The organism is Celeribacter sp., assembly GCF_048261515.1.
GTDB lineage: Bacteria > Pseudomonadota > Alphaproteobacteria > Rhodobacterales > Rhodobacteraceae > Celeribacter.
Genome location: NZ_JBLXFZ010000003.1, coordinates 73,692 through 98,766, shown reverse-complemented (window position 1 = coordinate 98,766; position 25,075 = coordinate 73,692). Strand labels below are relative to the sequence as shown.

The following is a 25,075-nucleotide window of genomic DNA, read 5'->3' as shown; positions in this document are numbered from 1 at the left end:
AGGTGTTCTATTCGAACCCTAACGGAGCCTCTCGGGTCGATTGAGAGGCCCCCCACCCCATCCCGCCAAGTGAGGTCGGCGGGACAGATCTTTTGTGGTGGCGCGCGTGTAACGATCCTCCGCGCGCCGCCAATCTCAAATCACGAGCAGCCCGAAGTCGCGCCGCAGGTGTTGCACTTCATGCAGGTGCCGTTGCGCACCAGCGTGTAGTTTCCGCATTCGCCACAGGCCTCGCCTTCGTAGCCCTGCATCTTTGCTTTGGTGCGCGCATCCATCGACACGGCGCCTGTGCCGACTGAGGTCTCGGCGGCGGGTGCGGTCTGCACTTCGGGTGCCAGCGCCTGCATGGCTTGCGCATCTGCTCCGCCGTGCAGCGCCACTGTTGCGCCGCCCTGAAGCACCATCAACTCCTGCGGCATCCGCTTGCGCAGGTAGCCCGTAGAGGAAATCTGCTTGAGCACTTCGAGCGATTTGACGGAGGCCGCCTCGGTCGGCTCGGTCACGTTGGACTTTCCCTCTTCCTCGCCACGGCCCAGATCGTCAAAAGACGCGCCTTGCGGTTTGACATGGGCGAGATCGGTGCGGTCGAGGTAGGAGACGGCCAATTCGCGGAAGATATAGTCGAGGATCGAGGTGGCGTTCTTGATGCTGTCGTTGCCTTGCACCATGCCCGCAGGTTCGAACTTGGTGAAGGTGAAAGCGTCAACGAACTCCTCAAGCGGCACGCCATATTGCAGGCCCACGGAGACAGCGATGGCGAAGTTGTTCATCATCGCACGGAAGCCCGCGCCTTCCTTGTGCATGTCAATGAAGATCTCACCGAGGTTGCCGTCCGCATATTCGCCCGTCCGCAGATAGACCTTATGTCCACCGACCACAGCCTTCTGCGTGTAGCCTTTGCGACGCTCGGGGAGCTTCTCACGGCCACGCGCGACTTCCTTGACGATTACCTTCTCGACGATCTTCTCGGCGAGCACCTTGGCTTTCTCGTCGGGGGAACCAGAGGCGAGCACTTCTTCGGCCTCTTCGTCGTCCTCGATCAGTGCAGTCGCAAGCGGTTGCGACAGTTTGGAGCCGTCACGGTAGAGCGCGTTGGCCTTGATGCCGAGCGACCAGCTCAGCTCATAGGCGCTCAGGCAGTCCTCGATGGTCGCATCATTGGGCATGTTGATCGTCTTGGAGATCGCGCCCGAGATGAAGCTCTGCGCGGCGGCCATCATGGTGATGTGGCTGTCCACACCGAGGTAGCGTTTGCCCTTCTTCCCGCAGGGGTTCGCACAGTCGAAGATCGAATAGTGCTCTTCCTTGAGGTGCGGCGCGCCTTCCAGCGTCATGGTCCCGCATACGTGGTCATTGGCCGCTTCGATGTCCTGCTTGGTGAAACCCAGAGACCGCAGAAGGTCGAAGCTCGGATCGTTGAGCTTCTCAGCAGGGATACCAAGCGTGCCCGTGCAGAACTCCTCACCCAGTGTCCACTGGTTGAAGACGAAGCGGATGTCGAAGGCCGAGGGCAGCGCCGCTTCGATCTTCTCGATCTGTGCGGTCCCGAAACCGTGGCCGATCAGAGCCGTGTGGTTGATACCCGGCGCATTGCCGATGGTGCCGTGACCGACCGCGTAGGAGACAATCTCCTCGATCTGCGAGCTGGAATAGCCGAGCTTTTCGAGGGCTGCGGGCACCGAGCGGTTGATGATCTTGAAGTAGCCGCCGCCTGCGAGTTTCTTGAACTTCACCAGCGCGAAGTCGGGCTCGATCCCAGTGGTGTCACAGTCCATCACGAGGCCGATGGTGCCTGTCGGCGCGATCACGGAAACCTGCGCGTTGCGATAGCCGTGCTTCTCGCCAAGCTCCAGCGCGTCATCCCATGCCGCTTTGGACAGCTCTACCAGACGCGCATCGGGGCAATTGGCGTGATCGAGTGCCACGGGCTTGATGTTGAGACCCTCGTAGCCAGTGGTCTTGCCATAGGCCGCGTTGCGGTGATTACGGATGACGCGGAGCATGTGGTCGCGGTTCTTGTCGAACTTGTCGAAGGCTCCCAATTCGCCCGCAATCTCGGCGGAGGTCGCATAGGACACACCCGTCATGATCGCAGTCAGCGCGCCCGTCATCGCGCGGCCTTCGTCGCTGTCGTAGCCAAATCCCATATTCATCAGCAGACCGCCGATGTTGGCATAACCAAGACCCAGCGTGCGGAAGTCGTAGGAGAGTTGAGCGATCTCTTTGGAGGGGAACTGCGCCATCATCACGGAGATTTCGAGCGTCAGCGTCCAAAGGCGCGTTGCGTGCATGTAGCGATCCGCGTCAAACACGCCGTCACGCAGGAAAGTCAGCAAGTTCATCGACGCGAGGTTACAGGCCGTGTCATCGAGGAACATATATTCCGAACAGGGGTTGGAGCCACGGATCGCGCCATCTTCAGGGCATGTGTGCCATGCGTTGACGGTGTCGTGGAACTGGATGCCCGGATCGGCGCAGGCCCATGCGGCGTGGCCAACGTCCTGCCACAGATCGCGCGCCTTGACGGTCTTGGCGACTTTGCCATCGGTGCGGCGGATCAGTTCCCAGTCGGCGTCATCCTTGACCGCCTTGAGGAAGGCATCCGTCACCCGCACGGAGTTGTTCGAGTTCTGACCCGAAACGGAAGCATAGGCCTCGCTGTCCCAATCGGTGTCATAGGTCGGGAATTCGATCGAGCCATAGCCCTGCTTGGCGTAATCGAGCACGCGCTTGACGTAGGTCTCGGGGATCGCAACCTGTTTGGCCGATTTGATCGCGGCCTTCAGCGCGGGGTTCTTGGAAGGATCGAAGGCATCCGCCTCGGCCCCGTCCCACTCGCGGATCGCAGTGAAAATCTCGTTGAGCTGGCGCTCGTGCATCTTGGAGCCAGCGACGATAGAGGCCACTTTCTGCTCTTCGATCACCTTCCAGTTCACGAATTCCTCGATGTCGGGGTGATCCATGTCGCAGATCACCATCTTCGCCGCGCGGCGCGTGGTGCCGCCCGACTTGATCGCCCCAGCGGCGCGGTCGCCAATCTTGAGGAAACCCATCAGGCCCGAAGATTTACCACCGCCCGACAGAGGCTCGTTCGCCCCGCGCAGGGAGGAGAAGTTGGTGCCCGTGCCCGAACCATATTTGAACAGACGCGCCTCACGCACCCACAGGTCCATGATCCCGCCGTCGGAGACCAGATCATCGGCGACAGACTGAATGAAGCAGGCGTGGGGCTGCGGATGCTCGTAGGCGGAGGTCGAACGGGTCAGCTCTTTGGTTTCGTGGTCAACGTAGTAGTGCCCCTGCCCCGGACCGTCGATGCCATAGGCCCAGTGCAGACCCGTGTTGAACCACTGCGGCGAGTTGGGCGCGCCCATCTGTGCGGCCAGCATGAAGCGCATTTCGTCGTAATAGGCGCGGGCGTCCTCCTCGGAGGTGAAATAGCCGCCCTTCCAGCCCCAGTAGCACCATGCGCCTGCGAGACGGTCGAAAACCTGCTTGGCGGAGGTCTCACCGCCGAAACGCTCGGCCTCGGGCAAATCGGCCAGTTTCTTTTCGTCGGGAACGGAGCGCCACAGGAAGGAGGGCACGCCCTTCTCCTTGACCTTTTTTAGCGCAGCAGGAACGCCAGCCTTGCGGAAATACTTCTGCGCGATCACGTCGGAGGCAACCTGACTCCACTTCGTGGGCACCTCGCACTCGTCGAGCTTGAACACCACGGTGCCATCGGGATTGCGAATCTCCGACGATGTGATGGTGAAGTTGATCTCGGCGTATGCGTCTTTGCCTGCCTTTGTGAACTGACGTTCGATTTTCATGTCTCTTGCCCCGTCTCTCTAAATAACTTGCGACCCGTTCACCGACCCTCGGACACCTCACGGCCCATTTCGGGAGCTGACGCTACATCTTGTGTCATCGCGGCGGTCGCGGATGCGAGGGGCATACAGGACAACAGGGCAAAACTGCCCGCGCCCCTCCAGAGGGCCGCAACCGTGTCCATGTTCTCAAGGTCGTTCCAAAATGCCTATTCCGACCGCGCGCTTTTGTTTTTGACCCGCTTCGACCTGCGCCCCAGCCCCGTGCGGAGCATCGTCGCGGGGCTGTTATCGCCCCTTAGGCCACGGATTATGGCGCTGATCGGAACAGGAGTGTCTGGCCCCTGTCCCTCGCCGCGACTGACACTAAATGTAGTAGCCAACCATTCGGCCCACACAATGTGCAGCGTGATTGCCCTCGTGGTCAACGGACATTTTTTAGAATTTTTGAACCTTTTATGTTGACCAAAACTGCCCACAGGCAGGCGCGATTCGAAAGGGTTAACACCATTCGAAATCTTCTTTGTTTTCCGCCACTTTCGCGCGCGCGTTTCACGCACTACCTGAGGGCCTGTGGACAACTTGCTGTGCCAAAAAATGTTGCATCAGGCACACGCATGGCCCGTGTGACGCAGGAGCAGCCTAGCACTACATCTAGTGGTCAAAAGGCGGGCAAAGCGGTCACACACTGCGCTAAACCCCAATAAAACCCGCAGAAAGCAGGTCCGCCGCGCGCCCGTGCGGCACCCTTTTGCCCATTTGGCACCCTCGCCCCGTTCAACGGGCGTAGTCGAATCAATTTCGCCACAAGCTCCGCTGTCACGCGCACGACATATAGATGTGCCGCGCCACGACAGACGCCTCGGCTGTGCGGCAGTTCACCAAGTTTTTCTGACGATGTGTGGAAATTGGTCGGGGCGGCGAGATTCGAACTCACGACCCCCTGTACCCAAAACAGGTGCGCTACCAGACTGCGCCACGCCCCGACCTGCCCCTCTCCTATAATGGTGCGCCGCTAAAGAAAAGAGGGATTTTGCACCTTATTCAGCTGCGCAGGGTAAGGCGGCCTCTGCACCAAAGGCAGGGTGCGCCAGCCGGTCGCCAATTTCGAGGCCGAGCATCGAACTCATGCCGCCATTGATCTCGAGAACCGCCACCACTTCGTCCGAATGCGACGGGATCGGGGTCAGATCACCTGGCACGGCGTTTTCATGGATTTGCAAGACCACTCCGCGCCCGTCGACAAAGATCATGTCGAGCGGGATCAGGGTGTTTTTCATCCAGAAGGCCACCTGTTGCGGCCGCTCGTAGACAAAGAGCATCCCTTCCGTTCGCGGCATGACTGGTACATGCATCAGCCCCTCGCCGCGCTCCAAGGCGTCATCGGCCACGGAGATGTCAAAGCGCATCTCGCCGAAGTCACCACGGATCAGCACCTCGTCGGGTGCGCAGGCCACGACCTCTTGCGCCAAGGCCATCCCCACACCACCAACGGTGAGACAAACTGAGAGAGCCGCGCCACGCGCAGCTCTCGCTATCCATCGTGCGTGCGCCCTATTGGTCGTCGTCGCCCATGGGGTCAGTTTCAAAAGCATTGCCATCTTCGCGCACCGCCACATCCCATGCAGTCACCTGCGCGGCCATCAGGCCCCGACGGCCATCGATCACACGCAGGCCTACCGCCTCGCCAGGCATCAGATCAGCCAGACCAGAGCGACGCAAGACCTCGATGTGAACAAACACATCTTCGGGGCGTCCGAATATATTGGCAAATCCGAACCCTTTGGCCTTATCGAACCATTTCACGCGGGCAGGCACCAAAGGCAAATCTTCCGTGCCACCTTCGATCGCGCCGAGATCTTCCAATGGAGGACCGTCGGAGGTCTCTGGCGGCGCAATCTCCAACACTTCGGAGGCTTGTGTGCCGCGATCCGTTTTCTGAACTGTTAGCCGCACGCGCGCGTTGTCGGCCACGGAGCTTTGACCGAAATTACGTAAAACATTGGCGTGGAGCAGAATATCGGGCCCACCTTCGTCTTCAACGACAAACCCAAATCCCCTCACAGGGTCGAACCATTTCACAAAACCCGAAACGGTCCGAAAACTTTCTTCTGTCATATGCGTTCTACAGGGCTTTAAACGCCCCGTTCCTTGTTACAGGGCTAAATGCCCTACTCATCCCGACCTAATGAGTGAGTGAGTTTAGCGCTCTATGCAAGACGCCAAACCCTGCCTTTTTGGACAGGGTAGTACGTTAGTTGTAGCGAAACGCTATGGATTCAAGCGCGAAATAGTCCATTCGTCTGAAAGATAGGCACGAGTCCAACGGTAACGGTCGTGGAGTCGGAAATCACCCGCCGCCCAAAATTCGATTTCGACAGGCTCAATCCGATAGCCGCCCCAGAATGGCGGGCGCGCGGGATTGGGACCGTGACGCAGCCCCTCTTTCGCTACCCGCTCCATCAACGCGGCTTTCGACGCAAGAGGGCGAGATTGATCCGAAGCCCATGCACCGATGCGCGATCCGAGCGCGCGGCTCTTGTAATAGGCATCCGACTTTTCCGCCGTCTCGCGTGTGACATGGCCACGCACGCGGATCTGCCGCTCAAGGCTCTTCCAATGCATAACGAAGGCCGCCTTACCACTGGCCTCGATCTCAACACCCTTCGCACTTTCGTAATTTGTGTAGAAAACAAAGGCGTCCTCGGCGATCTCTTTGAGCAACACCATGCGCACATTGGGCATACCTGCCGCATCCACCGTCGAAAGCGCGATGGCATTGGGATCGCTCGGCTCATGCGCCTCGGCCTCCGTCAGCCATGCGCGCGCGATCTCGAACGGATCGTCGCCTGCGAAAATGCCTTTGCGTTTGGTCTGTGAATTGTCCATGCCCGCGCACTCCGTCGATCTTTGCGCGGCGGACCATTCCATCCGCGCAGGACTTGTCCCTGACTACCTGCGCCGCTTCCCCGCTTCAATCCCTGCCTGCGCCCAAGTACGTCTCAAGCGTCCCTTCGCGCGCTCGCGCTTGCGAGTGCTGCGCAAAACGCATAAGCCTTGGAAACCGAAAAAGACCAAGGGTGGAAGGACCGACCATGACGAACCTTATGGAAGGCAAGCGCGGCCTCATTATGGGCCTGGCCAATGACAAATCCATTGCATGGGGCATTGCCAAGGCGCTGGCCGAGAACGGTGCGGAGATGTGTTTCTCCTACCAGGGCGAACAGCTCAAAAAGCGCGTGGAGCCTCTGGCCGCGCAAGTCGGCTCCGACTTCATGGTCGAATGCGATGTCTCCTCCGAAGAGAGCATGGATGCGCTTTTCGCGGAAATCGAGAAACGCTGGGGCAAGTTGGACTTCGTTGTCCACGCCATTGGCTTCTCCGACAAATCCGAGCTTCGCGGTCGCTATGTCGACACCTCGCGGGCCAACTTCAAAATGTCGATGGATATCTCCGTCTACTCGTTCACCGCTGCTTGCCAACGCGCGGTGAAGATGATGCCCGACGGTGGATCGCTTCTCACGCTCACCTATTATGGCTCCGAAAAGGTCATGCCGAACTACCACGTTCAAGGCCTGTGCAAGGCCGCGCTTGAAGCCTCCGTGCGCTACATCGCCGAGGACGTGGGCAAGGACGGCATCCGCTGTAACGCCATTTCCGCGGGCCCGATCAAGACGCTTGCCGCCTCTGGCATCGGCGACTTCCGTTATATCCTGAAATGGAACGAGTATAACGCGCCGCTACGCCGCACCGTGACCATCGACGATGTGGGCAAATCCGCGCTCTATCTGCTCTCCGATCTCTCTTCGGGTGTCACGGGCGAAACCCATCACGTCGACAGCGGCTACCACGTCGTCGGCATGAAGGCGATCGACGCCCCCGATATGACCAAGGGGTAAAGACGCGCATGACGCTCGCTGCTCTGGTTGCCATTTACTTCGTGCATCTTGCCGCCGCCATGTCGCCTGGCCCTGCCGTGCTGATGGCGGCGCGCACAGCCCTGCGGGAGGGGCTGACGCGCGCCATCTATCTCTCCATCGGCTTGGGAACGGGCGCAGTGATTTGGGCAGTGGCCGCCCTTTTCGGCCTCGCCTTCCTTTTCCAGATCGCCCCCCGTGTCCTCATCGTATTCAAGATCATCGGCGCGGGTTATCTCCTTTATATCGCATATAAAATCTGGAAACACGCACCTGAACCCATGGTGACGGAAATGCCCGAGGGCAAAGAGAACCTCTCCCCCTTGGGCCTGATGCGCCTTGGTCTGGTCACGCAACTGGCCAACCCCAAACCCGCGCTGTTTTTCGGCACGGTTTTCCTGACCTTCATGCCCGCCGATGCCCCCGCATGGGCCTATGTTGCTGTGCTGGCCATCGTCTTTGTGAACGACTGCGGGTGGAGCATTGTTGTGTCACGAATCTTCTCGCTCGAACGCACGCGACGTGCCTATATGAGCCTCAAAACCATTTTTGATCGCGTATTTGGCGCTTTGCTCGCCGCGCTTTCTGCAAAACTTGTCCTCAGCTAAGGAACAGTAGCCATGACCGACCGCTTGCCCCACGAAAAAGGCTTCCACGTCTCTTGGGACCAGATCCACCGAGACAGCCGCGCGCTGGCGTGGCGGCTCGACGGCAAGGGGCCCGATGACGGCGCATGGCGCGCGGTCGTGGCGATCACCCGTGGCGGCATGGCCCCTGCCATGATCGCCGCACGCGAGCTGGACATCCGCACCGTCGATACGATCTCCGTCAAATCTTACGATCATCAGGACCAGTCGGAAGCCATGGTGCTCAAATCGCCCGACGCCGAGATGATGGGCGACGGCACGGGCATCCTCGTGATCGACGACCTCGTGGACAGTGGCAAGACGCTGGAACTGGTGCGCGAGCTTTACCCGAACGCCCATTTCGCCACCGTCTATGCCAAGCCCCAAGGCCGCGCGCAGGTGGACACCTTCATCACGGAAGTGAGCCAAGACACGTGGATTTTCTTCCCATGGGATATGGCGCTGCAATATGTGCAGCCCTATCGCGGCAAGGACTGAAACCTCACGGCGCAGCACAGCGAAGCCGCCTGCACACTTTCGAAAAGATCAAAGCCGCGGCATCTGCTGCGGCTTTTCTCATGTCGTCACAACTCATTGATTGAGCTTGTGGTCTTTCGCGTTGAACCTCCCCTCCTGCGCGGTATCTTGGGCCGCAAAGGAGACCCCATATGAGTAACGACATTTCCCTTCCCATTGCCGCCCCCATGGCCCGCACCACCCGCTCCCCCATCGTGGAGGCGCAAAGCTGGTTGGAGGGGCGTGAGTTTTCCGCCGAAATGCCGTTACTCAATGTCTCCCAAGCCGCTCCGATGGCCCCGCCGCCACTTGCCTTGCGAAAAGAGATGGCGCGGTTTGCACTTGAGGACGACGCAGCCCACCTTTACGGCCCCGTGCTTGGCCTGCCTGCGCTGCGCTCCGCCGTGGCGGCGCGATGGTCCGCGATCTATGGCGGCACGATTGAGCAAGACGATGTCGCAATCACATCGGGCGCCAACGAGGCTTTCACCGCCGTGATGTCCACAATCGCCGCCGCGGGGGACGAAGTCATTCTCCCAACCCCGTGGTATTTCAATCATAAAATGTGGTGCGATATGCAAGGCGTGCGCGCGATGCCCCTACCCGTGGGCGCGGACATGCTGCCCGATATTGAGGACGCTGCTCGTCTGATCGGACCGCGCACCCGTGCCATTGTTCTGGTCACGCCCAACAACCCCGCAGGCATCGAATACCCCTCGGAACTGCTCACCAAATTCTACGCACTGGCCCGCGAGGCGGGGATCACGCTTGTCGTGGATGAAACCTATCGCGATTTTGATGCACGTGATGGCGCACAGCACATCCTCTTCCGCCAGCCCGACTGGCGCGACACATTCGTGCAGATCTACTCCTTCTCCAAAGCCTACCGCCTCACAGGCCATCGCGTCGGCGCGCTGACGGCCTCCCCCGCCCGCCTCGCACAGGTGGAGAAATATCTCGACACGGTGACGATCTGCCCCGCGCAGATCGGCCAACACGCCGCCCTGCAAGGAATCGAGACACTGGACGCATGGCTCGCCGAAGAACGCGCTGAAATCCTCGCACGTCGCCGCGCCCTCGAAGACGGGTTCGCGCCTCTGGCCGCGAAGGGCTGGAAACTGCACAGCACAGGCGGTTTCTTCGCCTATGTCTCCCATCCCTTCGCGCGCCCGTCATCCGAGATTGCCCGCGAACTGGTGGAGAAGGCTGGCGTGCTGCTCCTGCCCGCGTCTTTCTTCGTCCCCGAGGGCGATAAGCGCGGGGATCGCGACCTGCGCATCGCTTTCGCAAATCTCGATTGTGACGGTCTGAACACGCTGATCTCGCGGCTTGCAGCCTTCGAAGGCTAAGCCTCACCGCGCAGTTGACCTGCCCTGCATCGCCCCTTGGGCGAAAACCGTGTCCACGCCCAGTCAATTCGGTGCGATCCGCCTTGCAGGCCTGCCACGAACCGCCTAGACATTTCGGCACAGAAAAAGGGGAGAAACCGAGATGGCGAGCGGCAAGGGTTCAGGCGGAAAAATGGTGGTTTGGGGCATTCTGGGTCTGTTGATCATCAGCCTCGGCGGATTTGGCGCGACCAATTTCGGCGGATCGGTCAGCTCGGTCGCCTCCGTGGGTGACGAAGAGGTGGACGTAAACACCTACGCGCGCGCCCTGCAAAACGAGATTGCCGCCTTCGAGGCGCAAACGGGCGTGCAAGTCACCATTCAGGAGGCCGAAGCCTTTGGTTTCACCAACACTGTGCTCGACGGGCTGCTGACCCGCGCGGCACTTGATGGCGAAGCGGGGCGGATCGGGATTTCCATCGGCGACGACGCCGTGCGCCGCGAAATTCTGGCCACCCCCGCCTTTCAGGGGATAGACGGTTCCTTCGACCCCGAGCTTTACGATCTGGCGCTTGAGCGCACAGGCATGAGCCGCACCGAATTCGAGGCTGGCGTGCGCATCGACGCGGCGCGCGCGCTGTTGCAAGGGGCTCTGGCCACGGGCGTGACCATGCCTGAGACCTATTCCAAGGTAATCACCGAATGGCTCGGCGAGCGCCGCTCCATCGAGACCGCCACGCTAACGGCTGCAAATCTGGAAACACCCGTTGGCACGCCCGACGAGGAGCAGATCAACGCCTATTACGAGGCCAACGCCGCAGCCTACACCGCGCCCGAAGCCCGCGACATCACCTACGCTTGGCTCTCCCCCGCGATGCTCTCCGACAGTGTCGAGGTCGACGAGACCCTCCTGCGCGAGCTTTATGACGAGAACATCGCACAGTTCAAACGCCCCGAACGCCGCCTCGTGGAGCGTCTGGTGTTCGACACGGAAGAAAACGCGCAGGCCGCCGCCGACCGCATTACGGCGGGCGAGAGCGATTTTGCCGCCGAAGTCGAGGCCCGCGGGCTGGAGTTGATCGACACGGATTTGGGCGATGTAACCGCCACCGACCTCGGTGCCGCCGCTGAGGTCGTCTTCGAAATAGACGATATAGGCGTCGTCGGCCCCGCAATGACCGACCTCGGCCCCGCGATTTTCCGCATCAACGGCATTCTTGAGGCGAGCGAGACCCCCTTCGAGGAAGCCCGCGACGACCTTGCTGTAGAGCTTGCCACCGATGCCGCTCGTCGCGATATCGCCGCGCGTCTTGAGGAATTCGACAACATGCTGGCCGAGGGCTACACCCTCGAAGACCTCGCCAAAGAGACCGAAATGGTACTGGACCAAATCAACTGGACCAATGCCTCCGAGGACGACATCGCCGCCTATGAAGCCTTCGCCGAGGCCGCGCGCTCCGTGACCGAGGACGACTACCCCGAGATCATCGAGCTTTCCGATGGCGGTGTGTTTGCGCTGCGCCTCAACGGGATTGTGCCCGCGACCCTGCGCCCGCTCGACGAGGTTCGCGATCAGGTCATCGCCGACTGGATTGCCTCCGAGACAATGACCCGCCTGCGCGCACGCGCCGAGGAGCTTGAGACCGAAGTGGCCTCCGGCACGGCGCTCTCCACCCTTGGTCTGCCGCTGGAAACCTTCGAAGAGATTACCCGCCGCGATTTCGTCGCCACCATGCCCGAAGGCTTCATCGACGCAGTCTTCTCTCCTGGTGTAGCCGAAGGCGCGACGACCGTGATCGAGGGCGAGGATCGCGTGGTTGTGGCATTGATCACCCGAGTTGCCGCCCCCGAGAAGAACGAGGAAATCGAAGCCATTTCCGCGACATACGCCGAACAAGCCGGGCAAGGTGCCGCGCAGGATGTGATATCGGCCTTTGCTGCCCGTCTGCGCGAAAGCGAAGGCGTTTCCGTCAACCAGACCGCCGTGAGCGCCGTTCACGCACAGATGCCCTAAGCGATCAGAGACCGCGAGGAAGACTTAAGCCATGGCCACGATCACCCCGTCCTTCGACGCATTCGAGACCGCCTATAACGCGGGTCGCAATCAGGTCGTCTACGCCAAGGTGGCCGCCGACCTCGACACGCCCGTCTCGATTATGCTCAAACTCGCGGGCGCGCGCACGGACAGCTTCATGCTCGAAAGCGTGACGGGGGGCGAGGTGCGCGGGCGCTATTCGATCATCGGGATGAAACCCGACGTGATCTGGAAATGCGACGGGAAGACCTCGTCCATCAACCGCGACGCACGGTTTGACGCGGACACGTTTACCCCGCTCGACGGAGATCCCCTCGCCGCCATCCGTGCGCTTATCGACGAAAGCCGCATCGAATTGCCCGACGAACTGCCTGCGGCGTCGGCGGGGCTGTTCGGCTATCTCGGCTATGACATGATCCGGCTCGTTGAGCATCTGCCCGATGTGAACCCCGACCCCATCGGCCTGCCCGACGCGGTGCTGATGCGCCCGACGGTTGTGGCCGTTCTCGACGGGGTAAAGGGTGAAGTGATCATCGTTTCGCCCGCATGGGTCAAGGACGGCCAATCGGCCAAGGCCGCCTACGCGCAGGCCGCCGAGCGCGTCATGGATGCCCTGCGCGATCTCGACCGCGCGCCCTCGGGCGCATCCGCCGATCTCGGACAGGAATGGGAAGCCCCTGCGCCAGTGTCCAACTTCACGCAGGACGGCTATAAACAAGCCGTTGAAAAGGCGAAAGAATACATCAAGGCGGGTGACATTTTCCAAGTTGTCCCCGCGCAGCGCTGGACGCAGGAGTTTCCCCTGCCGCCCTTCGCGCTCTACCGCTCTCTGCGCCGCACCAACCCCTCGCCGTTCATGTTCTTCTTCAACTTCGGCGGGTTCCAGATCGTCGGCGCAAGCCCCGAAATTCTCGTGCGCGTCTTTGATGGCGAGGTTACGATCCGCCCGATCGCAGGCACCCGCAAACGTGGCGCGACCCCCGCCGAGGACAAGGCGCTTGAGGCCGATCTTCTGGCCGACAAGAAGGAATTGGCCGAGCACCTGATGCTGCTCGATCTGGGCCGCAACGATACGGGCAAGGTCTCGAAAATCGGCACCGTGCGCCCGACCGAAGAATTCATCATCGAACGCTATTCCCACGTCATGCACATCGTCTCCAACGTGGTGGGCGAGTTGAAAGACGACGAGGACGCGCTCTCTGCCCTGCTCGCTGGCTTGCCTGCGGGCACGGTCTCAGGCGCGCCGAAGGTCCGTGCGATGGAGATCATCGACGAATTGGAGCCCGAAAAGCGCGGCGTCTATGGCGGTGGTGTTGGCTACTTCTCCGCGAACGGCGACATGGACATGTGCATCGCCCTGCGCACAGGCGTTCTCAAGGACGAGAAGCTCTATATCCAAGCGGGTGGCGGGGTCGTCTACGACTCAGATCCGCAGCTTGAGTTCGAGGAAACCGTCAACAAATCCAACGCCTTGCGCGCGGCCGCCCGCGATGCAGGTCGTTTCGCGCGGCGCGGCAACACCTGATCAAACCGCGCCCGCGCCCATTCCCGATCAGACGGGCAATTGTGTCGTGTATTTGATCTCTTCCATCGAAAGAAGCGCGGTCACGTTGTAGATCGAGACCTCTGAAATCAGCGCCTGATAGAAGGTGTCGTAGGCCTTCGCATTGGCCACACGGACCTTGAGGATATAGTCGATCTCCCCCGCCAGCCGATGCGCCTCCAGAACCTCGGGCCGCGCCTGAAGCACCTTGAGGAAGGTGTCTTGCCAATCCGCGTCATGAGCGTTCGTCTTGACCAGAACGAAGAAACAAGCCTCCAGCCCGAGCGCGTCGGCGTCGAGGATAACCGTCTCGTGGCCGATCACCCCACCCTCGCGCATTTTGCGGATGCGATTCCAAACGGGCGTCTTCGAAGAGCCCACTGTTTTGGCAATTTCATCGAGCGACTGGCTTGCATCGCGTTGAAGCTCGCGCAGGATTTTCCGATCCATAGCGTCGAGTTGGACTGTCATTTCGCTTTTCTCCCGTTTCATGGAATGCCGACCCGAACCCTCTCCGCACGCAGAACAAACTTCCTTAATCCCCCGCAGGACTGTCCAAATACAGGAACAATGTTCTAAATTAGCGACAAGAAATCGCAAGCGAAATGTGAGGCCAGCATGGCACGTCCCTTTACACCAAAAGTCGTCACCGCCAACGCACTGCTTGAGGGCGACGTGATCTATCTCGCCGAGAACGGTCACTGGGTCCGCGAATTGCGCGAGGCAACGCTTTATGTCGAACAGGAAGCCGCCGAGGCCGCACTGAAAGAGGCGGAGGCCGATCTTTTTGTTGTGGGCCCCTATCTCGCCGATGCGGTTGCAGGCGAGAACGGCCAGCCCGAACCCAGCCATTTCCGCGAGGACTTCCGCCGCAAGGGGCCGTCCAACTACGCCCACGGCAAGCAATTTGAGGAAGAAGCCAATGTATAAATACAACGACTTCGACGAGAGCTTTGTCCGCGCCCGTTGCGCCCAGTTCCGCGCACAGGTCGAACGCCGCATCGACGGTAGCCTGACCGAGGAGGAATTCCGTCCGCTGCGCCTGATGAACGGTCTCTACCTGCAATTGCACGCCTATATGCTGCGCGTGGCTATTCCCTATGGCACGCTCAACCCCAACCAGATGGATCAACTCGCCTTCATCGCGGAGAAGTGGGACAAGGGCTACGGCCATTTCACCACGCGCCAGAACATCCAGTACAACTGGCCCAAGCTCAAGGATGTACCCGACATTCTCGACGCGCTGGCCGATGTGGAGATGCACGCGACCCAGACGAGCGGAAACACGATCCGCAACGTGACCGCCGACCACTTCGCAGGTGCCGCCGCAGACGAGGCGACCGACCCGCGCCCCGTGGCCGAGTTGATCCGCCAATGGTCCACCGATCACCCCGAGTTCCAGTTCCTGCCGCGCAAGTTCAAGATCGCCGTGACAGGCGCAACAGCCGACCGCGCCGTGGTGCGCGCCAATGACATCGGCTTGGTGCTCAAACGTCGCGGCGATGTGCTGGGTGCGGAAGTGATCGTTGGCGGCGGGCTTGGCCGCACACCGATGGTGGGCAAGGTGCTATCCGAGTTTGTGCCAATGGTCGACCTTCTGCCCTATCTGGAGGCGACGATTTCGGTCTGGAACTCCATCGGGCGGCGCGACAACAAGTATAAGGCTCGGATCAAGATCACCGTCCACGAGCATGGCATCGACGACATCCGCGTCCGTGTGGCCGAACGGTTCAACGCGATCCGCGGGCTGTTCGACGAGACAGCACTCGATGTGTTGGCCGAGATCGAACCCTATTTCGCCCCGCCCGCCTTTGCCACGAAAGCCACCGGCACCTTTGACCGCGCCTATGGCAGCGACCCCGTGTTCCGCTCATGGGCAGACACCAACCTCGCCGCGCATAAAGCTGAGGGCTACGCGATTGTCACTGTGTCGACCAAGGCGCATGGCAAGACCCCTGGCGACGTGTCCGCCGACCAGATGCGCGTGCTGGCGCAGGCCGCCCGCGACTGGGGACATGACGAGCTGCGCATTTCCCACGAGCAGAACGTCATTCTGCCCCATGTCCACAAATCCGACCTGCCCGCCCTGCACAAGGTGCTCACGGCGGCGGGTCTGGCGACGGCCAATATCGGGCTTGTCTCCGACATCATCGCCTGTCCCGGCATGGACTATTGCGCGCTGGCCACGGCCCGCTCGATCCCCGTTGCCCAAAAGATCGCAACCCGTTTCGACGAATTGAAACTGGAGCATGAGATCGGCCCGCTGAAGGTCAAGATTTCGGGCTGCATCAACGCCTGTGGGCACCACCACGTGGGCCACATCGGTATTCTCGGCCTCGACCGCGCAGGTGTGGAGAACTACCAGATCACGCTGGGCGGCGATGGCACGGAGACAACCGTGATCGGCACCCGCACGGGGCCGGGCTTTGCCTATGACGAGATCGTGCCCGCCATTGAGCGACTGATCCACGCCTATCTGGATTTGCGCGTGAGTGCCGAGGAAACCTTCCTCGAAACCTACCGCCGTCTTGGAATGGAACCGTTCAAAGAGGCGCTCTATGCGCCAGCCAAGGACAGCGCCAATGCCGCATGAGGCCGACAGACTTCTGAGCGAATACGGCACGATCGACGAACGTGTCGCGCGGCTCAACGACCGCTATCACAACCACTCCGCCACCTCCGTTCTGGAACTGGCGTTGCGGGATGCGGAACTGGGGCGGATCGCGCTAGTGTCGTCCTTCGGGGCGGAAAGCGTTGTGCTGTTGCACATGATCTCGGTGATGAAACCCGACACGCCCGTGATCTTCATCGACACGGAAATGCTCTTTCCCGAGACCATCGAGTATCAGCTCGACCTGATCAAAAAACTCGACCTGCGCGATGTGCGCCGCATCCGCCCCAATGCCACCACACTGGCCGCGCATGACCCCGACGGGCTGCTGCACCAACGCGACACCGATGCCTGCTGTGACCTACGTAAAACCGTACCGTTGCAATCCGCGCTTGGCGGGTTTGACGCATGGATTTCAGGGCGCAAACGCTTTCAGGGCGGCAAGCGCGGCACACTCGATTTCTTCGAGAACGAGGCCGACACGCGGATCAAGATCAATCCGCTGGCCTATTGGGCACGCGAAGACCTTCAAGAGTATATGATCAACAACCGCCTGCCCCGTCACCCGCTGGTAGCCAAGGGCTATCCTTCGATTGGCTGCGCACCCTGCACCTCGCCCGTCAAGGAGGGCGAAGATCCGCGCGCGGGTCGCTGGCGTGGCAGCAAGAAGGAAGAGTGCGGCATCCACATCGTCGACGGCAAGATCGTGCGCGGCCCACTGCCGCCCGTGGACGAGATCGCGGTGACGCCCGCAGACACCCATACCGAAACCGAGACCGACACGGGGGATACCCAGATGAACGTCATCGTGACTGACGCAGGCTTCACCAAAGAGACCTACACGGGCGACTGGATCGACCTGCCATCCGACACGGACACCGCAACGCTGGCGCAATATCACAACGCCGACGCCATCCGCATCGACTTCCCAACCTTCTCGGACGGGCGCGGGTTTACACTGGCGCGTCTGCTGCGTGCGGGCGGGTTCACTGGGCGGCTACGCGCATGCGGCTACGTGATCGCGGATCAATACGCCATGGCGCGTCGGTCGGGGTTTGACGAGGTCGAAATCTCGCCCGAACTGGCCACACGCCAACCCGAGGCACAATGGCTCGCCCGCGCCGATTGGCAGGCCCGCGACTACCAGTCGCGCTTGCGCAAATCCGCCTGAACCGTCACAAGGACGCAAGCGCGCGCTTATGGAAGCCACGCGCACAATGATCCGGACTGATCTGGATCATTGATGCGTCCACCATCCCCCATTAAAGAGCGTCGAGACACGATATGACCGAGTTGAGCACAGTGACCGAAGCAAAAGCAAAAACCGTCCCCACCCTGCCCGACGCCACCACGGTGTTGGAGGTGAAACACTGGAACGACCGGCTGTTCTCCTTCAAGGTCGAACGCCCGCAAAGCCTGCGCTTCCGCTCGGGCGAATTCGTGATGATCGGGCTGATGGGGGACGTGAACCCGAAGACCGGCAAGGCCAAGCCTCTGCTGCGCGCCTATTCCATTGCCTCACCCAACTGGGAAGAGCATCTGGAATTCTACTCAATCAAGGTGCCCGACGGTCCGCTGACCTCGCGCCTGCAACACATCAAACCTGGTGATCAGATCATCCTGCGCCCCAAACCCGTGGGCACGCTGGTGGTCGATGCGCTGCTTCCGGGCAAGCGGTTGTGGTTCTTCGCCACAGGCACGGGGATTGCCCCCTTCGCCTCGCTGATGCGCGAACCCGAAGTCTACGAGAAATACGACGAAGTGATCTTGATGCACACCTGCCGCGAGGTGAGTGAATTGGAATACGGTCGCCAGTTGGTCGAACATATCAAGAGCGACGAAATCCTCTCCGAAATCGAGGATGGCAAGCTGCGCTACTACCCGACGACGACCCGCGAGGAGTTCCACCACATGGGCCGCGTCACCGACAACCTCAAGTCTGGCAAGGTCTTCGAAGATCTCGGCATCGCGCCGATCAACCCCGAGACCGACCGCGGCATGGTCTGCGGCAACCTTGCGTTCAACAAGGACATCATGGCCATTCTCGACGGCTTCGGCCTGCGCGAAGGGGCCAATTCCGAGCCAAAAGAATACGTGGTCGAGAAGGCCTTCGTGGACTGATCCACGCCGCTCTCTCAGACCCTAAAATGAAAAACCCCGCCCATAACAGGCGGGGTTTTCTTTTGAGTATTTGACCAGCAAAGACGGCGCTGGTGAGCGGCAGGGCGACGAGCGCCCTGCCCTTTAAATCTTACATGTCGAGCAGTTGACGTGCGCGTTCGAGAACAGCACCGAGCAGCTCGGGGTTATCCTTGGCACGGCTCATCGCGGTGACGATCGTGGCTTTCGCATCCTCGCCAATCGGTGCGCTTTCGAGCATCGCGGTGGCCGCATCGAGGTTGAAGTTCTCAACCGTCAGAAGTTCCTTCGCAGCGTCGAGGCTGAAGGCAGGAGCAGCGTCGCCAACAGCGGCAGCGGCATCATCGGCCATGTCTTCAGCCATGTCGGCGGCACCTTCCGTTGCAGCGTCGGCAGCGTCATCGACCATGTCGGCAGCAGCGTCCGTTGCGTCGTCAGCCATGTCAGCGGCAGCGTCTGCGGCATCGTCAGCCATGTCAGCAGCACCTTCGACAGCGCCCTCGGCAGCGTCAGCCGCGTCATCGGCCATATCGGCAGCCGCATCCATTGCGTCTTCGGCAGCCTCGGTTGCCTCGCCAGCGGCATCGGTCACGGTTTCAGCCGCATCGCTGGCCATTTCTTCGGCCGCGTCTTTCACGTCATCAGCAGCGTCCTTGGCCGCATCAAGAAGACCTTCAGCGGCGTCAGCCACACCTTCGGCGGCATCTTCCACGGTTTCAACAGCCGTCTCAGCAGCGTCAGACGCAGCCTCTGCTGTCTCTTCTGCGGCAGTTTCCGTCGCAGCGGCAGTATCTTCGGCCGCGGATTTCGCCTCGTCCTCTTTACACGCAGACAGAGTCAGCGCCAGGCTGGTGATGATTGCACCGGTCACGAAACGTTTGGTCATTGGTCTTCCTCACATGAAAACGGAATATAATCTTTCCTGAGGCGACGATATGCCATGCTGCACCTGCGAATAAAAGCGCATTTTAGGCAAACTGAGCCAACTCGCGGACGACCGCCGAGTTTGCGGTTGAAAGCCCCGCGCGTTCGCCCTATTTTCCCGCATCATAACGTAAACCACGAATAGGAGCGCGCCATAGCCCGCCGTCCACACAGAGCCCCGCCGACCCGTGACACTGGTCCCCGTATCAACGACAAGATCAGATCACCTGAAATCCGCCTGATCGGGGCGGAAGGAGAAAATGTCGGCGTCGTGACTCCCGCCCGCGCCATGGAAATGGCCGCCGCAGCAGGTCTCGACCTCGTGGAAATCTCGCCCAATGCAACGCCGCCCGTGTGTAAGATCATGGATTTCGGCAAGTTCAAATACGAACAGCAGAAGCGTGAATCCGAGGCCCGCAAAAAGCAGAAGATCATCGAAATCAAAGAGGTGAAATTCCGTCCTGGTACGGACACCCACGATTACGAGGTCAAGATGCGTAACGTCTACAAATTCCTTGAAAAAGGCGACAAGGTGAAAGTCACCATGCGCTTCCGCGGCCGTGAAATGGCGCACCAGGATCTTGGTCGCCAGCTTCTTGAGCGCGTCGCCGAGGATATCAAGGAAATCGGCAAGGTCGAGAACATGCCGAAGATGGAAGGCCGTCAGATGATCATGATGGTCGGCCCACTTCCGAAATAACACGCGGTAGGCCCGACCAACGGGCCGCTGCACCAGACGCCGAGTCTGACAGGGTTGCCCCCGAAGCCACTGGTTTCGGGGGCTTTTCGTTTGTCACCGCCCTACGCGCGCCTTAGCCCGCCAGCGCCGCCGCACGTCTGGTCATGACCGTCACGAGATGCGCGCGATACTCTGCCGAGCCATGCGGGTCCGACAGCATCCGATCCGCATCTGGCGCAGCAAGACCGTTGAGCGCCAGCACGGAGAACTCGGTCGAAAGCGCCGCCTCTGCCGCCTCCCAACGGAACACCCCGTCCCCGCTCGCACCCGTCACCGCGACCCGCACGCCATCGTCGAACTGCGCCACGAAGACGCCGACAAGGGCAAAGCGCGAGGCGGGTTGTTCGAATTTGGCATAGGCCGCACGGACAGGCACTGGGAAGCGGATCTCCGTAATGATCTCGCCCTCCTCCAGTACCGTCTCGAACAAGCCCGTGAAGAAGTCATCCGCCGTGATGCTGCGCGTAGGCGTGACAATCTCCCCCCCCGAAGCAAGCACAGCGGCGGGGAAACAGGCGGATGGGTCATTGTTGGCCACCGACCCGCCAATGGTGCCGCGCGTGCGCACCGCCGCATCCCCGATCCCGCCCGCAAGCGCGGCCAGCGCGGGAAACACGCTTGCCGCTTCGCGCGCGACCGTCGCATGAGTCGTCGCCGCACCGATACACAACCGCCCCGCATCATCGCGCGACAGCCCCGAAATCTCCTCAAGCCCCGAAAGACACACAAGCGCAGCAGGCATCGCCAGTCGCGCCTTCAGCGTCGGGATCAGGGTTTGCCCACCAGAAAGCGCCTGAGCGTCCTCATCCTTGAGCGCCTCCAGCGCCTCGGCCAAAGTCTTAGGCCGGATCAGATCGAAATCATACATGGCCCACCCCTACCTTTCAGCCACGGCGGAGACATCCTGTCCGCTCGCCGCCATGATCGCCTTGACGATATTGTGGTAGCCCGTGCAGCGGCAGATATTGCCCTCCAGATGGGCACGGATCGCCGCTTCGTCGGGTTTGGGGTTCTCTTTCAACAGGCTTGCCGCCGACATCACCATGCCTGGCGTGCAGAAACCGCATTGCAACCCGTGATGTTCCTTGAAAGCCGCCTGAATCGGCGAGAGGTCATCGCCATCGGCCATGCCCTCGATCGTCGTCACCGCACCGCCCTCGCATTCCATTGCAAAGACAGAACAGGCCTTCACGGGCGCACCGTCGAGATGCACGGTGCAGGCACCGCACTGGCTGGTCTCGCAGCCGACATGCGTCCCCGTCAGCCCCGCCGCGCGCAGGAAATCGACGAGCAGGGTGCGCCCCTCGACGGGCCCCGTCACCGAAGCCCCGTTGATATTGAGCGTGAGTGTTGCCATCCCGTGTTCTCCCTCTTCTCCCTCAGCAGATCACAAAAGCGCCCGCGGCCAAACCCGCGCCCCGCGCCTCATAACCTGCGCAAGTCCTCAATAATCTGCGCAAGGATCGACACCGCAATCTCGGCGGGTGTCGCGGCCTTGATGTCCAGCCCCACGGGCGCGTGCAGCCGCGCGATTTGCGCCGCATCCAGCCCCGCCTGTGTCAGTCGTTCGACCCGTTTCGCATGTGTGCGCCGCGATCCCAGTGAGCCGACGTAGAAAGCCTCAGAGCGCAGCGCCACCATAAGCGCAGGATCGTCCAGCTTCGGATCATGCGTCAGCGTGACCACCGCCGTGCGGGCATCCAGACCGTAGGCCGTAAGCGCCCCGTCGGGCCATTCGTCGGAAACCACCTCGTCAGGAAAGCGCACCTGCGAGGCGAATGCCCCGCGCGGGTCGATAAGCTGCACGTCGAACCCTGCGATCCGCGCCATTGGCACGAGCGCCTGCGCCACATGCACCGCGCCCACAATAGCAATGCGCGCGGGAGGAGCGTAGACGGTGATAAATGCGCCCTCTTCCTCCCCCTCGACGGGCTCAAACCCCGACTTTCCCGACACAAACCGTTCGGGGTAATCCATCGGGCCGACCAGATCTCCCGCCCCAGTCACAGGATCCACGCGGTAGCCCACGGGCCGCCGCTCACGGCGCGCCTCGGTGATCGCGTCCAATGTCTCTATGGAAAGCCCCGCGCCGATGCGCTCGATCATCACACGGATTGTGCCGCCACAGGCCAGACCAACCGCGAAGGCATCTTCGTTGGCCACGCCGAATTCCATGATGCGCGGGGTGTCTGCACCCTTTTCGATCATCTCCATGGCCTCGGTCACGACCACGCCCTCGACGCAACCGCCCGAAACCGACCCCGCCATATCGCCCGCTGCCGAGATCGCCATCTGGCTGCCCACGGGGCGCGGCGCGCTGCCCCATGTCTGCACCACCGTAGCCAAGGCCGCACCACCCTCGGCGCGCGCCCATCGGGCCGCGGTCTCCAATATGGCGTCGCCAGTCTGCGTCATGCGAAAGTCTCCTCTCCCTTCAATCTAACGCCGCAGCCCTACCACGCAACGCCACAGCGCCCGCCATGCCATCACAGCCCTTGGGCGCACACGCACAATCTGCCGCAGGGAACGAAGTATCGGAACGGGGGAGAAAAAATGGCGCCCGAGGTGAAACGCAATAACCCTCGAGCGCCAGTAAGGTATTCTGCCCACGCACAAAAGGCAGGATACGACGCGGACGACTGGAAGGAGGCCCGCGGGAGGAATGCAATGACGCGGACTGACTGCCGACCGTGTCTTTGCGTTCACGAGTGGAATAGGCCATGGCGCGGGCGCACTCCTTGACATGGATCAATCCATTCAACTTTGCGCATATTGATCCCGACCCAATGCCCGCCAAAATCGGACCTTGAGTGACAACATACCTAATAACCCATTGATTTAATTGAAGTCGCTGAACGTCTTCCCGTCGCGGATCAGCTCATGCCAAATTGCCGCAGGCGCCCAGATATCTGGCGCGGCCTTCTCATAATGCCGCAACGCCTTTTCCGCCTGAAGCGGGGTGAAAGCGTCCGCCCATTGCATCGGCCCGCCCTCCTCGCGCGGATACCCTGCGGCACCGACCATGATGGTGTCGATCTCGACAGGATGCGCCACCACGCCTTCCTCCCAGAGCCGCGCGCCGGCATTGGCTTCGGCGAGGCAAATCCGTCCGATGATCTCCGCGCGTGACACGTTGGTCGCCTCCAGCCCGTGCGCGCGACGCAAGTAGTCGATCTCATCGCAGGCTTCCTCATCGCGGCCTCGCCCGTCGAAAAAGGTCAGACCTTCTGCCGCCAGTTGCGCCGCCACCGCGCCGCGAAAACGGGCCAGGCCGAGCGCATCCATCGTGGCGCATGGCCCCTTGGCCCGACCGCAGGCCTGCATCGCCGCGTCGATTTCGTGCGGGCGCGCGCCCATCAAGAGCAGCACATCGACCGCCTCGAAGGTGGCCATCTGCACGGTGTTTGCCACCAACCCGTCACGCGCCGCGAGCGTCACCACGCGCTTGCCCATGGCGTTCAACGCGGAGTGGAAGCGCGCCATTGTCCTGTCGTTGGTCTCGGGGAATCGCGCCAATTCGACCAGCGGTGAAATCTGCGCGGGCGCAAAAGCATGTGCCACGCAGAGCCGCTCGGGATGGCTCACACGCGCCAACATCTCCTCATAGCCACGGTCGGCCACGGTGGCCAAAGGCACCTCGGCGGGCAAATCCGCCTCCGCCGCGACCAAGGCCTCTATCCGCGCCGCAAGGCTTCCCGTTGTCGCCTCGAAGACCACCTGCGCCGACGACAGAACCTCCCGAGCCGCGCCGATCTGGAGCCGATTGAGCCGCGCTTCGGCCCCTGCCGCATCCAAGCGACCAGCCGCCACACCTTTTGCGTAAACCTCATGCAACCGCGCCAGATCCGCCTGCGCCACATCACCGTCAGGCGCGCGCAGGCGCACTTCCAACCCATGATCCAGCGCGGCAATCGCCAGTCCAAGCGCCATATTCCCCGTGCCCGAAATGCCCACGGTCTTGACCGCATCCGATTTCGTCACTGTGAACCCGCGCGGGCGTGTCGCTTTACGCGATGTGAAATGCATATGGAGAAGCGCGCGTGTTTGCGCCGTCGCCCGAAGATCGTCGCGCGCCACATCGCCCCCCGACACCGCCGCAGCAAATGGCAGGAGAAGCGCCGCCTCGATCACAGCGGCGGCACGGCGGGGAGCATTCAACCTCTGCCCCTCCATCTCTTTGACCAAAGCAGCTGCGGATCGAACAGCGCCGGCCATATCCGTCAAAGCGATCTCCTGCGCAGCCTTGCCGCCTGAGCCTTTCGCGCCCAGTTCTTTCGCTTTTTCAACAGCAAGCCGCACAGGCACCTCACTCGCGATGTGGTCAATCAGCCCCAATCCATGCGCTGTCTTCGCGTCCAGAGGAGCGGCCTTGATCACCAATTCGCGGGCGGCCTCGATACCGCCCAAGGACAAAGCGCGTACGATCACGCCCGCATCTGGCACGAGGCCGTAGCTTACATCAGGGCACCACATCCGCGCCGTTGGCCCCGCAACCCGCACATCCGCCGCCAGAGCAACGGCCAACCCCGCCTCGAACACCGCATCCTTGAGCGTGACGACCACGGGTTTGGGGCTGTCGGCAATTGCGGTACAAAGGGTGGTGAGCGTGGGTTCCGCATCGCCCTCGCGCGCGGTGATTTCCGCTTCCGCACGGCCCACGCTGAACCCGCGCCCCGCGCTCGCAATCACAATGGCCGAGATCGCCGCGTCGCCTGCGCAATCGGTCACGGCCTCCAGAAGAGCCGCCCGCATCGCCGCATTAAGAGTATTCCGAAAAGGGCGCGACAGGGTCAGGACGGCGACATCGCCGTCTGTTTTCCGCGTCACCAAAGGGGGTTGCGAATTGTCGTCGCGCGCGTGGCCTGCCACCGTGAACCCTCAATCT

At 61.3% G+C, this 25,075-nt stretch carries 21 protein-coding genes, 1 tRNA gene and 1 pseudogene; 12 read left to right on the top strand and 11 right to left on the bottom strand.

Translation table 11 applies throughout. The features are described 5' to 3' along the window. Positions 1–140: 140 nt before the first annotated feature. The 5 genes from ACN0SC_RS07500 to pdxH all read right to left on the bottom strand — a co-directional run bounded on the left by ACN0SC_RS07500 (position 141) and on the right by pdxH (position 6,701). Entirely contained in the window at positions 141–3,815 is a 3,675-nt protein-coding gene (locus ACN0SC_RS07500) for a vitamin B12-dependent ribonucleotide reductase (RefSeq protein WP_417249045.1), read from the bottom strand. 906 nt (positions 3,816–4,721) lie between these two features. Next, positions 4,722–4,798, bottom strand: a tRNA-Pro gene (locus ACN0SC_RS07495). 54 nt (positions 4,799–4,852) lie between these two features. Continuing rightward, positions 4,853–5,290: a DUF192 domain-containing protein gene (locus tag ACN0SC_RS07490; RefSeq protein ID WP_417249044.1), complete on the bottom strand. Its 438-nt coding sequence runs from the start codon at positions 5,288–5,290 to the stop codon at positions 4,853–4,855. A gap of 76 nt (positions 5,291–5,366) precedes the next feature. Next, complete coding sequence (locus tag ACN0SC_RS07485) at positions 5,367–5,930, bottom strand: cold-shock protein (RefSeq protein WP_417249043.1); 564 nt, start codon at positions 5,928–5,930, stop codon at positions 5,367–5,369. A 153-nt stretch (positions 5,931–6,083) separates the two neighbouring features. Further along, positions 6,084–6,701 (bottom strand): pyridoxamine 5'-phosphate oxidase, encoded by a 618-nt coding sequence (gene pdxH, locus ACN0SC_RS07480; protein ID WP_417249042.1) that lies wholly within the window; start codon positions 6,699–6,701, stop codon positions 6,084–6,086. 206 nt (positions 6,702–6,907) lie between these two features. Between pdxH and fabI the strand changes: the two genes are divergently transcribed. The 6 genes from fabI (at position 6,908) to trpE (ending at position 13,759) form a co-directional block, all read left to right on the top strand. Continuing rightward, entirely contained in the window at positions 6,908–7,711 is an 804-nt protein-coding gene (gene fabI, locus ACN0SC_RS07475; protein ID WP_417249041.1) for an enoyl-ACP reductase FabI, read from the top strand. An 8-nt stretch (positions 7,712–7,719) separates the two neighbouring features. Continuing rightward, positions 7,720–8,337, top strand: a complete 618-nt coding sequence (locus ACN0SC_RS07470; RefSeq protein ID WP_417249040.1) for a LysE family translocator — start codon at positions 7,720–7,722, stop codon at positions 8,335–8,337. Positions 8,338–8,349: 12 nt separating this feature from the next. After that, positions 8,350–8,853, top strand: coding sequence for a xanthine phosphoribosyltransferase (gene gpt, locus ACN0SC_RS07465; RefSeq protein ID WP_417249039.1), 504 nt, complete (start codon positions 8,350–8,352; stop codon positions 8,851–8,853). A 170-nt stretch (positions 8,854–9,023) separates the two neighbouring features. Continuing rightward, complete coding sequence (locus tag ACN0SC_RS07460) at positions 9,024–10,220, top strand: aminotransferase (RefSeq protein WP_417249038.1); 1,197 nt, start codon at positions 9,024–9,026, stop codon at positions 10,218–10,220. Positions 10,221–10,362: 142 nt separating this feature from the next. Further along, positions 10,363–12,213 carry a peptidyl-prolyl cis-trans isomerase gene (locus ACN0SC_RS07455; RefSeq protein WP_417249037.1) on the top strand — a complete coding sequence of 617 codons (1,851 nt, stop codon included), beginning with the start codon at positions 10,363–10,365 and terminating at the stop codon, positions 12,211–12,213. 31 nt (positions 12,214–12,244) lie between these two features. Then, a complete protein-coding gene (gene trpE, locus ACN0SC_RS07450) occupies positions 12,245–13,759 on the top strand; it encodes an anthranilate synthase component I (RefSeq protein WP_417249036.1) in 1,515 nt (504 codons plus the stop codon). Positions 13,760–13,786: 27 nt separating this feature from the next. Here trpE and ACN0SC_RS07445 read toward each other — a convergent pair whose 3' ends face one another. Then, positions 13,787–14,248 (bottom strand): Lrp/AsnC family transcriptional regulator, encoded by a 462-nt coding sequence (locus ACN0SC_RS07445; RefSeq protein ID WP_417249035.1) that lies wholly within the window; start codon positions 14,246–14,248, stop codon positions 13,787–13,789. Between the two features lie 147 nt (positions 14,249–14,395). On the opposite strand from ACN0SC_RS07445, the gene ACN0SC_RS07440 reads away from it, so the two are divergent. The 5 genes and pseudogenes from ACN0SC_RS07440 to ACN0SC_RS07420 all read left to right on the top strand — a co-directional run bounded on the left by ACN0SC_RS07440 (position 14,396) and on the right by ACN0SC_RS07420 (position 18,509). Then, positions 14,396–14,707: a DUF2849 domain-containing protein gene (locus ACN0SC_RS07440; protein ID WP_417249034.1), complete on the top strand. Its 312-nt coding sequence runs from the start codon at positions 14,396–14,398 to the stop codon at positions 14,705–14,707. Then, entirely contained in the window at positions 14,700–16,370 is a 1,671-nt protein-coding gene (locus tag ACN0SC_RS07435) for a nitrite/sulfite reductase (protein ID WP_417249033.1), read from the top strand. Before ACN0SC_RS07440 ends, ACN0SC_RS07435 begins: the two co-directional genes overlap by 8 nt. Beyond that, positions 16,360–17,109, top strand: a pseudogene (locus tag ACN0SC_RS07430) (phosphoadenylyl-sulfate reductase); the annotation flags it as partial. The gene ACN0SC_RS07435 and the pseudogene ACN0SC_RS07430, both read left to right, overlap by 11 nt. 75 nt (positions 17,110–17,184) lie before the next feature. Beyond that, positions 17,185–17,559, top strand: coding sequence for a DUF934 domain-containing protein (locus ACN0SC_RS07425; protein WP_417249238.1), 375 nt, complete (start codon positions 17,185–17,187; stop codon positions 17,557–17,559). A 113-nt stretch (positions 17,560–17,672) separates the two neighbouring features. Continuing rightward, complete coding sequence (locus tag ACN0SC_RS07420; RefSeq protein ID WP_417249032.1) at positions 17,673–18,509, top strand: ferredoxin--NADP reductase; 837 nt, start codon at positions 17,673–17,675, stop codon at positions 18,507–18,509. A 130-nt stretch (positions 18,510–18,639) separates the two neighbouring features. Here ACN0SC_RS07420 and ACN0SC_RS07415 read toward each other — a convergent pair whose 3' ends face one another. Continuing rightward, positions 18,640–19,413 carry a hypothetical protein gene (locus tag ACN0SC_RS07415; protein ID WP_417249031.1) on the bottom strand — a complete coding sequence of 258 codons (774 nt, stop codon included), beginning with the start codon at positions 19,411–19,413 and terminating at the stop codon, positions 18,640–18,642. 192 nt (positions 19,414–19,605) lie between these two features. Here ACN0SC_RS07415 and infC point away from each other — a divergent pair, with 192 nt between their 5' ends. Then, positions 19,606–20,151: a translation initiation factor IF-3 gene (infC, locus tag ACN0SC_RS07410; protein ID WP_417249237.1), complete on the top strand. Its 546-nt coding sequence runs from the start codon at positions 19,606–19,608 to the stop codon at positions 20,149–20,151. Between the two features lie 112 nt (positions 20,152–20,263). On the opposite strand, the gene ACN0SC_RS07405 is transcribed toward infC, so the two are convergent. The 4 genes from ACN0SC_RS07405 to ACN0SC_RS07390 all read right to left on the bottom strand — a co-directional run bounded on the left by ACN0SC_RS07405 (position 20,264) and on the right by ACN0SC_RS07390 (position 25,017). Continuing rightward, positions 20,264–21,058: an FAD binding domain-containing protein gene (locus ACN0SC_RS07405; protein ID WP_417249030.1), complete on the bottom strand. Its 795-nt coding sequence runs from the start codon at positions 21,056–21,058 to the stop codon at positions 20,264–20,266. A 9-nt stretch (positions 21,059–21,067) separates the two neighbouring features. Continuing rightward, a complete protein-coding gene (locus ACN0SC_RS07400) occupies positions 21,068–21,547 on the bottom strand; it encodes a (2Fe-2S)-binding protein (RefSeq protein ID WP_417249029.1) in 480 nt (159 codons plus the stop codon). 68 nt (positions 21,548–21,615) lie between these two features. Further along, entirely contained in the window at positions 21,616–22,605 is a 990-nt protein-coding gene (locus ACN0SC_RS07395) for an XdhC family protein (RefSeq protein ID WP_417249028.1), read from the bottom strand. Between the two features lie 423 nt (positions 22,606–23,028). Then, positions 23,029–25,017: an enoyl-CoA hydratase-related protein gene (locus tag ACN0SC_RS07390; RefSeq protein WP_417249027.1), complete on the bottom strand. Its 1,989-nt coding sequence runs from the start codon at positions 25,015–25,017 to the stop codon at positions 23,029–23,031. Positions 25,018–25,075 lie beyond the last annotated feature (58 nt).

Bases quoted from the DNA above. Each gene is read 5' to 3' on its own strand.
- ACN0SC_RS07425 (WP_417249238.1), top strand. From the start codon at position 17,185: ATGAACGTCATCGTGACTGACGCAGGCTTCACCAAAGAGACCTACACG.
- gpt (WP_417249039.1), top strand. From the start codon at position 8,350: ATGACCGACCGCTTGCCCCACGAAAAAGGCTTCCACGTCTCTTGGGAC.
- ACN0SC_RS07500 (WP_417249045.1), bottom strand. From the start codon at position 3,815: ATGAAAATCGAACGTCAGTTCACAAAGGCAGGCAAAGACGCATACGCC.
- trpE (WP_417249036.1), top strand. From the start codon at position 12,245: ATGGCCACGATCACCCCGTCCTTCGACGCATTCGAGACCGCCTATAAC.
- ACN0SC_RS07460 (WP_417249038.1), top strand. From the start codon at position 9,024: ATGAGTAACGACATTTCCCTTCCCATTGCCGCCCCCATGGCCCGCACC.
- ACN0SC_RS07395 (WP_417249028.1), bottom strand. From the start codon at position 22,605: ATGACGCAGACTGGCGACGCCATATTGGAGACCGCGGCCCGATGGGCG.
- ACN0SC_RS07405 (WP_417249030.1), bottom strand. From the start codon at position 21,058: ATGTATGATTTCGATCTGATCCGGCCTAAGACTTTGGCCGAGGCGCTG.
- ACN0SC_RS07470 (WP_417249040.1), top strand. From the start codon at position 7,720: ATGACGCTCGCTGCTCTGGTTGCCATTTACTTCGTGCATCTTGCCGCC.
- ACN0SC_RS07440 (WP_417249034.1), top strand. From the start codon at position 14,396: ATGGCACGTCCCTTTACACCAAAAGTCGTCACCGCCAACGCACTGCTT.
- ACN0SC_RS07435 (WP_417249033.1), top strand. From the start codon at position 14,700: ATGTATAAATACAACGACTTCGACGAGAGCTTTGTCCGCGCCCGTTGC.
- ACN0SC_RS07485 (WP_417249043.1), bottom strand. From the start codon at position 5,930: ATGACAGAAGAAAGTTTTCGGACCGTTTCGGGTTTTGTGAAATGGTTC.
- ACN0SC_RS07415 (WP_417249031.1), bottom strand. From the start codon at position 19,413: ATGACCAAACGTTTCGTGACCGGTGCAATCATCACCAGCCTGGCGCTG.
- ACN0SC_RS07490 (WP_417249044.1), bottom strand. From the start codon at position 5,290: ATGGCCTTGGCGCAAGAGGTCGTGGCCTGCGCACCCGACGAGGTGCTG.
- pdxH (WP_417249042.1), bottom strand. From the start codon at position 6,701: ATGGACAATTCACAGACCAAACGCAAAGGCATTTTCGCAGGCGACGAT.
- ACN0SC_RS07455 (WP_417249037.1), top strand. From the start codon at position 10,363: ATGGCGAGCGGCAAGGGTTCAGGCGGAAAAATGGTGGTTTGGGGCATT.
- fabI (WP_417249041.1), top strand. From the start codon at position 6,908: ATGACGAACCTTATGGAAGGCAAGCGCGGCCTCATTATGGGCCTGGCC.
- ACN0SC_RS07420 (WP_417249032.1), top strand. From the start codon at position 17,673: ATGACCGAGTTGAGCACAGTGACCGAAGCAAAAGCAAAAACCGTCCCC.
- ACN0SC_RS07400 (WP_417249029.1), bottom strand. From the start codon at position 21,547: ATGGCAACACTCACGCTCAATATCAACGGGGCTTCGGTGACGGGGCCC.
- ACN0SC_RS07445 (WP_417249035.1), bottom strand. From the start codon at position 14,248: ATGACAGTCCAACTCGACGCTATGGATCGGAAAATCCTGCGCGAGCTT.